Origin of the sequence: Lysobacter soyae (assembly GCF_019551435.1) — a bacterium.
GTDB lineage: Bacteria > Pseudomonadota > Gammaproteobacteria > Xanthomonadales > Xanthomonadaceae > Solilutibacter > Solilutibacter soyae.
Genome location: NZ_CP080544.1, coordinates 607449 through 621044, shown reverse-complemented (window position 1 = coordinate 621044; position 13596 = coordinate 607449). Strand labels below are relative to the sequence as shown.

Here is a 13596-nt window from a genome sequence, read left to right as displayed (position 1 = left end):
GCTTCATCTTGTCATGCGCAGTCGTTCAAGTCGCGTATGCAGTCGTTTGACTGACGTCCCTGAAGCGAATCCGAGTTCCTGTGCAAAGGTTGCCACGCGCAATTCTTCAAGCGCATGGCGAAACTCGACCCAATCTTGGGTGTCACGCTGGCCGGGCGACAGAGCGTCCAGCGCATCAACGAACGGCTTCAACTCGAGCATGCGCAGCTGATCTTTGGCCGGGTCACGCTGCGCGCGTTCGGCACGGAACTTCAATGCACGCAGGTAGCGCGGGTAGTGAGACAACACGGTCGCGTCCATATCGCGCAAGAACCCCGGAAATGCAAGGGACGCCAGGTGCGCCTGCATATCGGCAAGGTTTCCCGCGGCCCAACCCATCAAACGACTTTCAAGGCTTGCCCGCACCTCGGCGACCAGATCGAGAATGCTTTCCACCTGCTGCAGGCGTCGCATCGCTTCGGCAAACAGACCCTTGCCCATCTCCCCCAGGAGCGTGTCGAAGGCCGCCGCATCACGGATGTTCTGAAGCGCATTCGGGGTGAGCGCCATCGCCGCACCCGCCACCAGATCTTCGCGCAGGCGATCGCTGTCTTTCAGACCGGCGCGCCGCGGCGCCGCCGATTCGATCGCCGCGTACAACAGACCGGTTTTCGCGGGTATCGGCAATTGTTTTCGCGCCTGCTTGGCCTTGTCCTCCAACCCGATCAGCAACAATCGCCTGACGCCTTGCGCATGCGCCGCGTCCGCTTCCGCCCGGGCCGGGAAGACGCGCATCGACACAGACTCACCCGCGTCCACCAGCGCCGGAAAGACCGGCATGCCGCCTTCGCCCTTCACCGTTGCCGGAATCGGCTGGGCCGGGAAGGCGCGCAAACCATCGGCGACAAGATCGCGTGCAGCGCGACTTGCAAATGCATCATGCGCCTGCTGACCAAAGCGCTGACGCAGCACGTCCAAGTCACGGGACTGTGCCAATACCTGTTTGCCTTCGGAATCCTGCAATTGCAGGTTGATGCGCAAGTGGGCGTCGAGCGCATCCGGATCGAAGTCGCCGGCAGAGATTTCGACGCCGGTGAGCTTCTTCAGAAAGCGGGCCAAGGCGTGGGTGAAATCGTCGGCCTCGGCCGTCGCATGTGCTTCTTTGAAGGCTTTGGCGAAATCCGGCGCGGGCACAAAATTGCGGCGAAGGGTCTTCGGCAGCGTCTTGATGAGCGCAGTGGCCTTGTCGAGCACGAAACCGGGTGCCATCCAACTCAGACTTGCCGCATCCAGCGCATTCAAGAGGTGCAAAGGCACCACAACGGTCATGCCATCATCCGCGGCGCCCGGCTCAAACCGATAGCGCACCGCCAAACGAAGATCTTGGTGCGCCAAATAGGGCGGAAAAAGAAGCGCATCGCTTTCATCAGCCACCAGGACGTCTTCGCGTGACCAAACCAACGCCTCTTGTGCCGAACGATCCAGACCTTTGAACCAAGCATCGAGTGCCTGCGCGTTGTGCACATCGGCAGGAAGACGGTCCAAATACCATTGGGCTTGCCAATCTTCGTCGACTACGAGCCCGACCCGACGCTGCTTGGCCTCTTCTTCCTGCGCCGCGGCGATCACTTTCAGATTGCGCGCCAGGAACGCACTGCGCGTATTGACCTCGCCGGTGACCAATCCATCGCGCGCGAAAATCGCACGAGCTTCTTGCGGGTAAAGCGCGCCATAGTGCACCGGTCTTTTTGGCGCCAGCACCAAGCCGAACAAACTGATTTGCTCGCTGCCCAAGACCCGTCCCTGCGAGCGCGACCACCGTGGGTCGTGATGGCGGCGGTTGAGCAAATGCGGCAACTCCGCGATGGCCCAGTCGGGCTCGATCGCCGCGTTGGTCATGGCCCAAAGCCGCTCGGTATCGAGCAAGGTCGCACTCAACACCCAAGCCGGCGGCTTCTTAGCCAACGCGGAACCCGGGAACAATCGGAACTTCCGTCCGCGCACACCGTCGTAAACGCCTTGATCGCCCAAATGACCGATGTTCGTGGGCAAGCCCGCAATCAGGGCGCGATGCAGCGGAGCGTAATCCGCAGGTTCGCTGTTCGACGACCAACCCGAGTCTTCGCAAATCAATTTGAGTTGACGATGCAGTTCGCGCCATTCGCGCAATCGCAGAAAACCCAAGAAGTTTCGCTCTGCCCATTTGCGCAATCCGGATTGTGTCATCTCCTCGTGCGCGGCTCGGAAGGCATCCCACAATTTCAAGATGCCGACGAATTCCGATTTGGTGTCGGTGAACTGCGCGTGCGCCGTGTCCGCGGCTTGCCGCTGGTCGGCCGGCCGCTCCCGCGGGTCTTGGATGCCGATGAAACTTGTGATCACCAACATTTCAGTCAAGCAGCCATGTTTGTTCGCTGCCACCAACATGCGTGAGAGCTTGACGTCAATCGGCAACCTGGCCATTTGCTTGCCGATGGCCGACAAATGACGCTCGCCCGACAGCGCACCGAGTTCGGCCAATTGCTGCCAACCGTCGGCGATGGCACGCGTATCCGGCGGTTCGAGGAAAGGAAACGTATCGATCGCACCGAGGCCGATCGACAACATCCGCAGGATGATGCCGGCCAAAGCCGAACGCCGGATTTCGGGGTCGGTGAAGGCGTCGCGCGACAGAAAGTCCGCTTCCGAATACAAACGAATGCAAACGCCGGAGGCGACACGACCGCATCGCCCTTTGCGTTGCTCGGCACTGGCTTGCGAGATCGGCTCGATGTGCAGCCGGTCGAGCTTCAGGCGCGGGCTGTAGCGTTTGACGCGTGCATAACCGGGATCCACCACGTATCGAATTCGCGGCACGGTCAATGAGGTTTCGGCGACATTGGTGGCCAAAACGATGCGTCGCTGCGGACCCGGGTGGAACACCTTGTCTTGATCGCGTCCACTCAAGCGCGCGTACAACGGGACGACTTCGGTACTGCGGTACTTGCGCCGTTCCAAAGCCAGGTGGGCTTCACGGATCTCGCGTTCACCCGGCAGGAAGATTAGGGTGTCGCCCATCGGGTCTTCGCGGGTGATCTCATCGCAGGCGGCCACGATGGCATCGAGCACGCTGCGCTCACCCCCCTCTTCGCCTTCACCCTCCAGCGGCCGGTAGCGCACTTCCACCGGATAGGTTCGTCCTTCGACTTCGACCACCGGTGCGTCATTGAAATGTTTGGCAAAACGCGAGGTGTCGATGGTGGCCGACGTGACGATCACCTTCAGATCAGGCCGCTTGGGCAGCAACTGCTTGAGATAGCCCAAGAGGAAATCGATATTGAGACTGCGTTCATGCGCTTCGTCAATGATCAGCGTGTCGTACTTCGACAACCAGCGGTCGCTGTGAATCTCTGCCAACAAGATTCCATCGGTCATGAATTTGATCGCGGTGTTTTCACCGACGGCGTCAGTGAAGCGCACTTGATACCCGACGGCGCCCCCCATGGGGACACCCAATTCTTCCGCCACCCGGCGCGGAACCGAACGCGCTGCGATTCGTCGCGGCTGCGTGCAGCCGATCATGCCGGCGGCGCCGCGACCTGCCATCAAACACAACTTCGGCAATTGCGTGGTTTTTCCGGATCCGGTTTCACCGGCGAGCACCACCACTTGATGCGCGCGAATCAATCGAACAATGTCCTCGGCGAGCTCCGCAATCGGCAAATCGGGCTGCACCGAGGCTGCCGGCAGTTGTGATTGGCGAAGTGCGCGCGTGTGCGAAGACGCCGCCAATTTGACGATGAAATCCTGTTTCTTGGACGCGTCATCGGGCGCCTTCCGCCAAGCGTTCAATAGTCCGATCAATTTGCCGCGGTCGCGCGTCATTGCGCGATCGATCGCCGCACCTGCATTTTTCAGGGTCGTTTCATCGCGTGGTTTTGCGGGTGCCTGATCGGTCACGTCACCGTGCGTCCGTTAGAACCGTTACTCGTGCGCACGCGACAGGGCACGCTCCAGTACGGCAGCGCGGGCAAACACACCGTTGCGTACCTGTTGAAGAATGCGTGACTGCGCGCCATCCGCAACCGCGTCTTCAATCTCCACCCCGCGATTCATCGGTCCGGGGTGCATGACGATGGCATCTGCCTTCGCACCCGTCATCCGCGCCTGCGTTATTCCGAATGCGGCGTGATAGCCCTCGAGGGAGTCGATCAAGCCGGCTTCCATCCGCTCTCTTTGCAGGCGCAGGGTCATCACCACATCGACGCCCGACAAAGCCTCGTCGAGACGATCAACGAAAGTCGCCCGCGGCATTTCAGCGGGATCCGGTAGCAAGGCCTGCGGCCCGCAGATCCGGATGTCCTCGACGCCCAATAGGCTGAGTGCCTGGTAGTCACTTCGCGCCACGCGGGAGTGTTTGACGTCGCCGACAATCGCGACGCGCAATCGCGAGAAATCATCCCCTTTGCTTTGCTGCAATGTGAGCATGTCGAGCAGGGCTTGAGTCGGATGATTGCTGCGTCCGTCACCCGCATTGACAAAACGCGTCGTCGGCATGGCACCGGCAGCAAGCGCATCGACCGTGCCATCCTCTTTGTGGCGGACGACGAACACGTCCACGCCCATCGCTTCGATATTGCGCATCGTATCGAGCGCTGTTTCGCCTTTGCTTGTCGAGGAGGTCGCAACGTCAAACGACAACAGATCGACGGCCAATCTTTGTGCGGCGCGTTGAAAGCTCAACTTCGTGCGCGTCGACGGTTCAAAAAACAGGGTGCAGACGCAAGCATGGCGTGGCAAAGCCATAGCCTCCGCGCCATCGACGAAAGCCTGCCCGCGCGTGATCAATGCGCGCAATTCGGCCTCGGTCAGCGCATCGATGCTGATCAGGTTTGCGTTGTGGCCCATCTTTTCTCCCCTCTTATTCGACTTCCACCGCATCTTCGGGTGCGGCGATCCAACGTTCGACAATGATGGCTGCGGCCATCGCATCCAGGGCATGTGCGTCGCGGCGTTTTGAGCGTCCTTCGGCCCGACGTTGTGCGAATCCCTGTGCCGCTTCGATCGAGCTGCTGCGCTCGTCCATCATGACCACCGGCAATTTGTAGGTTTGCTTCAGCATTCGTGCGAACGCACGTGCGAAAACGCGAATCGGCTGGTCCTCACCGGACAAAGTCTGCGGGTCGCCCACGACGCAACCGGCAGGCCGCCATTCGCGCATGATTTTTTCCAACTGCTTTGCGTCGGCGACGCCGTCATGCACGTCGATAACCGCAACGGGCCTTGCACCGCCGCCCAACGCACTGCCGATGGCCACACCAATCCGACGGCGTCCCACGTCGAACCCGAGAACGCTCCCGTCGCTGATCATGCCCGGCCGCTATAGCCGGTCATCTGGATCGGGTCGAAACCCAAACGCCCGGTTGCGGTCCGCCAGCGATCTTCAATCGGCACTTCAAAAAGCAGCTGCTTGTCGGCATTCACGACAATCCAACTGTTGTCCGCCAATTCCTGTTCCAACTGCCCCGGCGCCCAAGAGGCATAGCCCAAGGCAATCAGCGATTGTTCGGGGCCGGTGCCGTTTGCGATGGATTCGAGGATGTCACGCGAGGTCGTCAAAGCCAAGCCGTTGCCGAGCGCGACGCTGGACTCCCAAGCCGCTTCACCAGCATGCAGAACGAAGCCGCGCTCAATATGCACCGGACCGCCTTGCAGGACGTGATGCATCCGCAAAGTTTCGTTCTCGGTACGCACTTCAATCTGCTGCAACAGCTCGCCCATCAACATGTCCGAGGGGCGATTCACGACCAATGCCATGGCGCCGTTCGAGTCGTGCTGACAGACCAGGGCCACGGATTGCGAAAATGCTGGATCGTCCAAGCTCGGTACGGCGACGAGCAATTGGTTGGCAAGGGAGGCGGTATTCGACATGGGGTCATTTTACCGCGCCCCGACCCAGCGCGAGGTTAACGGCTCTCGGACACCTCGACGCCGTCCATGCCCTGCGCCAGCGAATGCGGATCGCCACCCTGCGCCAGCTTGATGCGCAAGCGGACTTCGTTGGTCGAATCGGCAAAACGCAATGCGTCGTCGTAGGAAATATGGCCTTCCTGATACATCTCGAACAGGCTTTGGTCGAACGTCCGCATCCCCAGTTGCGTGGAGTCCTTCATGACTTCCTTCAACTTGTGGATTTCACCGTCGCGGATGTAATCCTGCACCAGCGGCGTTCCTAGCAGAACTTCGATGGCCACCCGGCGACCCTTGCCGTCGATGGTGGGAACCAATTGCTGCGCCACCACGCCTTTCAGGTTGAGCGACAAATCCATCAGCAATTGCTGACGACGGTCTTCCGGGAAGAAGTTGATGATGCGGTCCATCGCCTGGTTGGCGTTGTTCGCATGCAAGGTGCACAACACCAAGTGACCGGTTTCGGCGAATGCGATCGCGTGATCCATGGTTTCACGGGTCCGCACTTCGCCGACCAGGATTACGTCGGGTGCTTGCCGCAAGGTGTTCTTAAGTGCCGATTCCCAGCTGTCGGTGTCAATGCCGACTTCCCGCTGCGTCACCATGCAGCCTTCATGACGGTGCACGAACTCGATCGGGTCTTCGATGGTAATGATGTGGCCGCTCGAATTCTTATTGCGGTAGCCCACGAGTGCGGCAAGTGACGTCGACTTACCGGAACCGGTTGCGCCGACGAACATCACGATGCCGCGTTTGGTCATGGCCAGACTTTGCATCACCGGCGGCAGATTCAATTCTTCGATAGTCGGAATCTTGCTTTCGATACGACGCAAAACCATGCCGACCTGATTGCGCTGGTAAAACGCCGAGACCCGGAATCGACCGGTACCGGCCAAGCCGATGGCGAAGTTGCACTCCTTGGTGCGCTCGAACTCTTCGCGCTGTGCCGGCGACATGATGCTGAGCACGATGTCGCGCGATTCTTGCGGCGTCAACGGCGTTTCGATGATCGGCGTCATCTTGCCGTGGACTTTGTAGGACGGCGGCATACCGGCCGTGATGAAAAGATCCGAGGCGCGTTGCTGCGCCATGATCTTCAGAAAGCCGGTGAAATCGGTAGGGGTGGTCATGTTCTTTCTCCGTGCGCGGGGGCGACTCAGTCGAACAGGCGCTTGTCTTTGGCGTATTCGCGCGCTTGCTGTTTGATGACCAGATTACGTGCCACCAAGTCTTGCAAGCATTGATCGAGCGTTTGCATGCCGTATTGCTGTCCGGTCTGGATGGACGAATACATTTGCGCGACCTTGTCTTCGCGAATCAGGTTGCGAATGGCAGGGGTGCCGACCATGATTTCGTGCGCGGCGATGCGTCCGCCGCCGACCTTCTTCAACAGGCTTTGTGAAATCACGGCGCGCAGAGATTCCGACAACATTGATCGCACCATCGGCTTTTCGCCGGCCGGGAACACGTCGATGATCCGGTCGATGGTCTTGGCCGCGCTTGAGGTGTGCAGGGTACCGAGCACCAAGTGCCCGGTTTCCGCGGCGGTCAACGCCAGACGAATGGTTTCGAGATCGCGCAATTCACCGACGAGGATGTAGTCGGGATCTTCACGCAATGCCGAGCGCAGTGCCTCGTTGAATCCGTGTGTGTCGCGATGGACTTCGCGCTGATTGATCAGACACTTTTGCGATTGGTGCACGAATTCAATCGGGTCTTCGACCGAGAGAATGTGACCGTACTCGTTGCGATTGATGTAATCGAGCATGGCCGCCAAGGTGGTGGATTTGCCCGAGCCGGTGGGACCGGTCACCAGAATCAAACCCTGCGGCTGTTGCACGAGCTCGCGGAACACCGGCGGACAGCCCAGCTCTTCCAAGCTCAACACAACGGAAGGAATGGTCCGGAACACCGCGCCGGAGCCGCGATTTTGGGTGAACGCATTCACACGGAAACGCGCAAGGCCCGGAATTTCAAACGAGAAATCAGTTTCGAGAAATTCTTCGTAATCGCGACGCTGCTTGTCCGACATGATGTCGTAAATCAGGGCGTGCACTTCTTTGTGTTCGAGCGGCGCGATATTGATGCGACGCACGTCCCCGTCCACCCGGATCATCGGCGGCAGGCCGGCCGAAAGGTGCAAGTCGGACGCCTTGTGCTTGACCGAAAAGGCCAGGAGTTCAGCGATATCCATGTCGTACTCTCCCCGAGTATTGAATGGGACGGACGCGAACGCCGACCCTGTTTAGGGCATCCTAACGCGAAAAGGATGCGATTCCATGTCCCCTTGGTTGATTAGATGCCTTCCGAAGCACTGAGTAAAGTCCTGAATGAATTGCGTATTGCAGCGCAACACGCCGGGGTGCCCGAACCGAGACTGCTTGCCGTCGGCAAGACACGCCCTGCGTCGGATCTCGCCGCCTTGGCGGCCGACGGCCAAACCGCGTTCGGCGAGAATTACGTGCAGGAAGCTTTGGCGAAGCAGGCCGCACTGACGTCGCTGCCACTGGAGTGGCATTTGATCGGCCACCTGCAGTCGAACAAAGCGCGAGAAGCGGCCAGACACTTTGCCTGGGTACAAACCGTCGATCGACTCAAGCTGGTAGAAGCGCTCGCCAAACACCGACCGCCCGAGATGCCGCCGCTGAATTTATTGATTCAAGTGAACATCGATGACGAAACCACCAAACATGGCTGCCAGCCGTCTGAGATCCCCGAGATCGCCGAACGTATCGGCCACTTTCAAAACCTCAAGCTGCGCGGCCTGATGGCCATTCCGGCGCCCGCCCCCGACACTGAAACGCGTGCGCGCGCCTTTGACGCGATGCGAGCCCTCTTCTTGGATTTGCAAAACGCGTATGCGGGCGTTGATACCCTTTCCATGGGCATGAGCGACGACGCCGAACTCGCGATTGCCCATGGCTCGACCATGGTACGCGTCGGACGGGCGCTGTTCGGCGAACGCGCTTCCCAATGAACAAAGGACCTTCTTACATGACAGAACTCCCGGCAGCACCTGATGTCACTTTCATCGGCGGCGGCAACATGGCGCGCAGCTTGATCGGCGGACTGCTGGCCGGCGGCGCGTCTGCCGCGCGCATCCACGTGGCAGAACCGGTCGAAGCCCTTCGCACCGCACTCGCCAAGGATTTCAACGTCGACCTCCATGCCGACGCCATGTCTGCTGCCGCGTGCGGCCGCGTCTGGGTGATGGCCGTGAAGCCGCAAGTAATGAAAATCGTGTGTGAATCCTTGTCGACGTTGGCCATTGCCCAGCGGCCGCTGGTGATCTCCATTGCCGCCGGCATCACCACGAACCAGATTGCCCGCTGGCTGGGCGCGCGCACGGCGATTGTGCGCAGCATGCCGAATACACCGGCGCTGTTGGGCGCAGGCATCACCGGACTGTACGCAACGCCGGAAACCTCGGCCGAAGACCGATCCGTGGCCGACCGCCTGCTGCGCGCAGCGGGCACCACGGTATGGGTCGAAGAAGAATCGTTGATGGACGCGGTGACTGCGGTATCCGGCAGTGGGCCGGCGTATGTCTTCCTGCTGGCACAGAGTTTGATGGAAGCCGGCGTAAAGGAGGGATTGGATCCCACGCAAGCCGAAGCACTCGCCAATCAGACGCTTCTGGGTGCCGCGCGGATGCTGACGGAAAGCGGCGAAACGGCCGAAGTCCTGCGTCAACGTGTCACCTCGCCCAACGGCACCACACAAGCCGCCATCGAATCCTTCCAAGCCGATCAATTCGAAGCCATCGTCGCGCGCGCGGTGCACGCCGCACGTGTTCGCGGCGCCGAATTGTCGGCCGCCAATGAGTGAGCGCCTCATGAAAAAACCTGCAGCCTTGCTACTTATCCCCGCCCTCCTCGCCTTCGGCGCCTGCCAAGGAGACACCACACCCGCGCCCGTGGCGGCAACCACTGCGCAGGCGTCGCAACAAACCGCGACTGCCAACGTCAATGGGAAGACTTACATTTTGTCGGCAACGCCCACCAGGTCATTGCAGCCCGGCGTCGCGCGTCAGTACGACATCGAGCGCCGTGATGACACCACGATGATTTTGGTCAGTGTCACCGACACCAACGGCGATGCGACCGCGCTGGACGCCGCGAAAATCACCGTATCGGCCGGTGTCGTTCCCGATGCGCCGACCGAGATTTCGTTGAAGCCCATCCAAGTGGAGGGGTTCACCAATCTCGTCGGCGTCATCACGGCAAAACCGCCGGCCAAATTGCAACTCCGGATGGAGATTCAATCCGGCGGCTCGAGAACCACGCAGTCATTTACGCAGGACGTCTTACCGCGCTGATTGTTTGGCCACCCAAGCGGCGATGATGCGCTCGATATCGGCCAATCCGTCGGTGAGCGCAGCGGGTCCGGGCTGCAGGATTCGCGGTGATTTGATCTCATGCAGCTCGCCGTTCAACACGGCTGGCACCTGATCCCAACCGGGTCGCGCTGCGACTTGATCGGGTCGGAATTTTTTCCCGCACCAAGAGCCGATGACAATGTCCGGCGCCCGACGCGCCGCTTCGCAACCGTCCGCAAGAATGCGCTGGCGCGCCAGGGATTCGGTCGCCAATTCCGGAAACACATCGACGCCACCGGCCAACTCGACCAGTTCCGAGACCCATTGAATGCCGCTGATTTGCGGGACATCCCACTCTTCAATGTAGACACGCGGGCGTTGCGGATAGGCACGCGCACGTTCAGCCACCGCCGTAACACCGGCTTCCAGTTGCGCGGCGTAACGGTCTGCGCGCGAGGCTTCGCCCACCAAGGCGCCCAAACGCCGGATGTAATCAAGAATGCCGGCCACACTGCGGTGATTGGCGATCCAAACTTCGACGCCGCGGCGCGTCAATTCGGCGGCGATATCCGCCTGAATATCTGAAAACCCGATCGCCATGTCCGGACGCAAGGCCACAATCGCGTCGATCTTCGCGCTGGTGAACGCACTGACCTTGGGCTTCTCTTTGCGCGCCCGTGGCGGACGCACCGTGAAGCCGCTGATACCGACAATGCGATCCTCTTGGCCGAGGGCGTACAGGGTTTCCGTCGGCTCCTCGGTAAGGCAGACGATGCGCTTGGGACCGATCACGGATAAAGCCGGTGCTTTTCCCAAACGCCTGCACGATTGAGATCGAAGACCACGCGATCATGCAGTCGGAACTCGGCGCCGTACCAAAATTCGAAATGCACCGGCCGCACACGAAAACCGGTCCAGCGTTCGGGGCGCGGCACTTCACGGCCTTCAAACTCGTGCTCGACCTTGGCGTAGCGCGACTCGAACGCCTCACGATCCGGCAATCGCTCACTTTGCAACGACGCCCAGGCACCGAGTTGGCTGCCGCGCGCACGCGAAGCGAAATAAGCATCGGCCTCGGCATCCGCAACGACTTCGACTTGCCCTTCGATCCGGACTTGCACGGCATTGCGCACGCGCGGCCAATAAAACAACAGCGAGGCATGCGGGTTGGCTTGCAGCTCCCTGCCCTTTCGTCCATCCAAATGGGTGTAAAACACAAACCCGCGGGCGTCGTGGGCTTTCAACAACACCATGCGGGCCGACGGATGCCCGTTCAAACCCGTGGTGGCCACGACCATGGCGGTGGGGTCCGGCTCGCCTGCGGCAGTCGCTTCCGCAAACAACCCCTCGAAGGTCTCCAGCGCTTCATTCAATAATGCGTCCATGCCTTCATTGTGGCCTGTGGCCGGATTTTTCGCATCCGGCGGTGCATTGCTAGAATCCGCGGATGCCGTCTGCAGATGACATCTTCTTGATCGGACCGATGGGCAGCGGAAAATCCTCCGTCGCCCGCGCCTTGGCGCGTTTGATGGAAAAGGAGGCGGTCGATCTCGATGAGACCATCGAATCCCATGCCGGCATGACCATCGCAGACATCTTCGAAGGGGAAGGCGAAGCCGGTTTTCGCCATCGTGAACATGCGGCGCTTGAAGCGGTGTGTGGACGGGGCCGCATCATCGCCACCGGTGGCGGCGTGATCCTTGATCCGCAAAATCGGGCCTTGCTTGCCAGCAACGGGTTTTGCATTTGGTTGGATGCGCCCGTTGCGGTCTTGGTTGCCCGACTCGAATCGGAACACGCGCATCGACCGCTGCTTGCAGATGCCGACATGACGAAGCGTCTGACGGCACTCGACGAAGTGCGAAGGCCGCTCTATGCCGCGCAGGCCAATCTTCATATGGACACCAGCGCCATGGACGCCGAAGGTGTGGCCAAAGAAATCGTCGCTGCTTTGGCGGTACTGCAATGACCGCGACACATCGCATTCGCGTCGGCGGCGTTCATGCCTACGACATCGTGATCGCGCCCGGCGCGCACGCGCAATTGTCCGATGCACAGTGGCCGATCAAGGCAAAACAGCTCTTGCTGGTGAGCGATACCAATGTGGCGCCGATCTATGCCGCCACGGTGCAAGCGCAATTGCAATCTGCCGGCTACGAGGTTTCGCTTCATGTAATCGAAGCGGGCGAGCAATCGAAAAATCTGGCGAGCTTCGAGTCGGTGATTCAGTCACTGGCAGCGATGGGCGCGCGCCGCGACGCTTGTATTGTTGCCTTGGGCGGCGGTGTGGTGGGTGATCTCGCCGGTTTCGCCGCCGCGTGCTGGATGCGCGGCATCCACTTCGTTCAACTGCCGACAAGCCTGTTGGCAATGGTGGATTCCTCCGTGGGCGGCAAGACCGGCATCGACATCCCGGCCGGCAAGAATCTTTTGGGTGCCTTTCATTTTCCCCGCGCCGTGGTGATCGACCCGGAAGTTTTGACCACGCTGCCGCTGCGCGAACGTGCGGCCGGTTTTGCCGAAGTGATCAAATACGGCGCGTTGGGCGATGCCGGCTTTTTCACCTGGCTCGAAAGTCAGGCAAGCGCACTGTGCGCGTTGGAACCGATCGCGACCGCCCGCGCAATCGCCGCGTGCTGTCAAATGAAAGCGGATATTGTCGAAGCGGATCCCTTCGAGCGCGGCAAGCGAGCGCTGCTCAATTTCGGGCATACGTTCGGCCACGCCATCGAAGCCGCTCAGGCGTTCGGCGGGCTCAACCACGGCGAAGCGGTCGCCATCGGCATGTGCTGTGCCGCCAAATTGTCCGAATCACTTTTCGGCGCACCGGTGCAAGACCGGCAGCGTCTGGAGCGACTACTCGCGCAGTTCGCCTTGCCCACCCGTATACCGGCAGAACTGGACCCGGCGAAATTGCTCGCGCACATGCGTTTGGACAAGAAAGCGGACCGCAACGGGCTACGTTTCATTGTCTGGGACGGCATCGGGCAAGCACGCATCGCCGAGGGCATTGCAGACGCCGATGTCCTCGAGGCCATGAAGGCGGACTGAGAGACGAAACCCCGCGCGGGCTTTACAATGCCCGCATGCGCCTGCTCCTCCAACAACGCCCGCAAGGTCATGAAGCGCCGCGCTTCGTGCAATTGCAGCTGCAGTCCGACTTGTTCGGGCAATGGGAGCTTGTGCGCGAAACCGGGCAACAAGGCGCGCGAAGCACCTTGCGCCGCGATCAATTCAACGACCACGCATCGGCCTTGCAGGCTCTGGAAAAGGCCCGCGACCAACATCTGAAAAAAGGCTTTCAGTTGATGTTTGCCCAAGGCGTGGACGCACCGCGCTAAGGCGCAGGA

At 60.4% G+C, this 13596-nt stretch carries 14 protein-coding genes; 6 read left to right on the top strand and 8 right to left on the bottom strand.

All coding sequences use genetic code 11. The features are described from left to right. Positions 1 to 3 precede the first annotated feature (3 nt). Genes hrpA through H8L67_RS02835 form a run of 6 tightly spaced genes read right to left on the bottom strand, consistent with a single transcriptional unit; the run spans position 4 to position 8122 of the window. Complete coding sequence (gene hrpA / locus H8L67_RS02860) at positions 4 to 3918, bottom strand: ATP-dependent RNA helicase HrpA (protein ID WP_434063411.1); 3915 nt, start codon at positions 3916 to 3918, stop codon at positions 4 to 6. Between the two features lie 24 nt (positions 3919 to 3942). After that, positions 3943 to 4866, bottom strand: coding sequence for an aspartate carbamoyltransferase catalytic subunit (locus tag H8L67_RS02855; protein ID WP_255556016.1), 924 nt, complete (start codon positions 4864 to 4866; stop codon positions 3943 to 3945). 13 nt (positions 4867 to 4879) lie between these two features. After that, positions 4880 to 5329 (bottom strand): Holliday junction resolvase RuvX, encoded by a 450-nt coding sequence (ruvX, locus tag H8L67_RS02850; RefSeq protein WP_220380281.1) that lies wholly within the window; start codon positions 5327 to 5329, stop codon positions 4880 to 4882. Further along, positions 5326 to 5889, bottom strand: a complete 564-nt coding sequence (locus H8L67_RS02845) for a YqgE/AlgH family protein (protein ID WP_220380280.1) — start codon at positions 5887 to 5889, stop codon at positions 5326 to 5328. The genes ruvX and H8L67_RS02845 overlap by 4 nt, the downstream gene beginning before the upstream one ends. A 35-nt stretch (positions 5890 to 5924) precedes the next feature. Next, positions 5925 to 7058, bottom strand: a complete 1134-nt coding sequence (locus H8L67_RS02840) for a PilT/PilU family type 4a pilus ATPase (RefSeq protein WP_220380279.1) — start codon at positions 7056 to 7058, stop codon at positions 5925 to 5927. Positions 7059 to 7084: 26 nt separating this feature from the next. Beyond that, on the bottom strand, positions 7085 to 8122 hold the full coding sequence (locus H8L67_RS02835) for a type IV pilus twitching motility protein PilT (protein ID WP_220380278.1): 1038 nt from the start codon (positions 8120 to 8122) through the stop codon (positions 7085 to 7087). Positions 8123 to 8227: 105 nt separating this feature from the next. Here H8L67_RS02835 and H8L67_RS02830 point away from each other — a divergent pair, with 105 nt between their 5' ends. The 3 genes from H8L67_RS02830 to H8L67_RS02820 are packed head-to-tail and all read left to right on the top strand — an operon-like array spanning position 8228 to position 10246. After that, positions 8228 to 8905, top strand: a complete 678-nt coding sequence (locus tag H8L67_RS02830; protein WP_220380277.1) for a YggS family pyridoxal phosphate-dependent enzyme — start codon at positions 8228 to 8230, stop codon at positions 8903 to 8905. Beyond that, positions 8902 to 9756, top strand: coding sequence for a pyrroline-5-carboxylate reductase (gene proC / locus H8L67_RS02825; protein WP_434063410.1), 855 nt, complete (start codon positions 8902 to 8904; stop codon positions 9754 to 9756). Before H8L67_RS02830 ends, proC begins: the two co-directional genes overlap by 4 nt. Before the next feature lie 7 nt (positions 9757 to 9763). Next, positions 9764 to 10246 carry a DUF4426 domain-containing protein gene (locus H8L67_RS02820; protein ID WP_220380275.1) on the top strand — a complete coding sequence of 161 codons (483 nt, stop codon included), beginning with the start codon at positions 9764 to 9766 and terminating at the stop codon, positions 10244 to 10246. Here the strand turns inward: H8L67_RS02820 and H8L67_RS02815 are convergent. Then, entirely contained in the window at positions 10235 to 11035 is an 801-nt protein-coding gene (locus H8L67_RS02815) for an ABC transporter substrate-binding protein (RefSeq protein ID WP_220380706.1), read from the bottom strand. The genes H8L67_RS02820 and H8L67_RS02815 overlap by 12 nt on opposite strands. Then, complete coding sequence (gene pdxH / locus H8L67_RS02810; protein ID WP_220380274.1) at positions 11035 to 11631, bottom strand: pyridoxamine 5'-phosphate oxidase; 597 nt, start codon at positions 11629 to 11631, stop codon at positions 11035 to 11037. The genes H8L67_RS02815 and pdxH overlap by 1 nt, the downstream gene beginning before the upstream one ends. 62 nt (positions 11632 to 11693) lie before the next feature. Between pdxH and H8L67_RS02805 the strand changes: the two genes are divergently transcribed. The 3 genes from H8L67_RS02805 to H8L67_RS02795 are packed head-to-tail and all read left to right on the top strand — an operon-like array spanning position 11694 to position 13587. Then, positions 11694 to 12215 carry a shikimate kinase gene (locus H8L67_RS02805; protein ID WP_220380273.1) on the top strand — a complete coding sequence of 174 codons (522 nt, stop codon included), beginning with the start codon at positions 11694 to 11696 and terminating at the stop codon, positions 12213 to 12215. Beyond that, positions 12212 to 13297, top strand: coding sequence for a 3-dehydroquinate synthase (aroB, locus tag H8L67_RS02800; protein ID WP_220380272.1), 1086 nt, complete (start codon positions 12212 to 12214; stop codon positions 13295 to 13297). The genes H8L67_RS02805 and aroB overlap by 4 nt, the downstream gene beginning before the upstream one ends. Positions 13298 to 13332: 35 nt before the next feature. Further along, positions 13333 to 13587: a WGR domain-containing protein gene (locus H8L67_RS02795; RefSeq protein WP_220380271.1), complete on the top strand. Its 255-nt coding sequence runs from the start codon at positions 13333 to 13335 to the stop codon at positions 13585 to 13587. Positions 13588 to 13596: the final 9 nt, after the last annotated feature.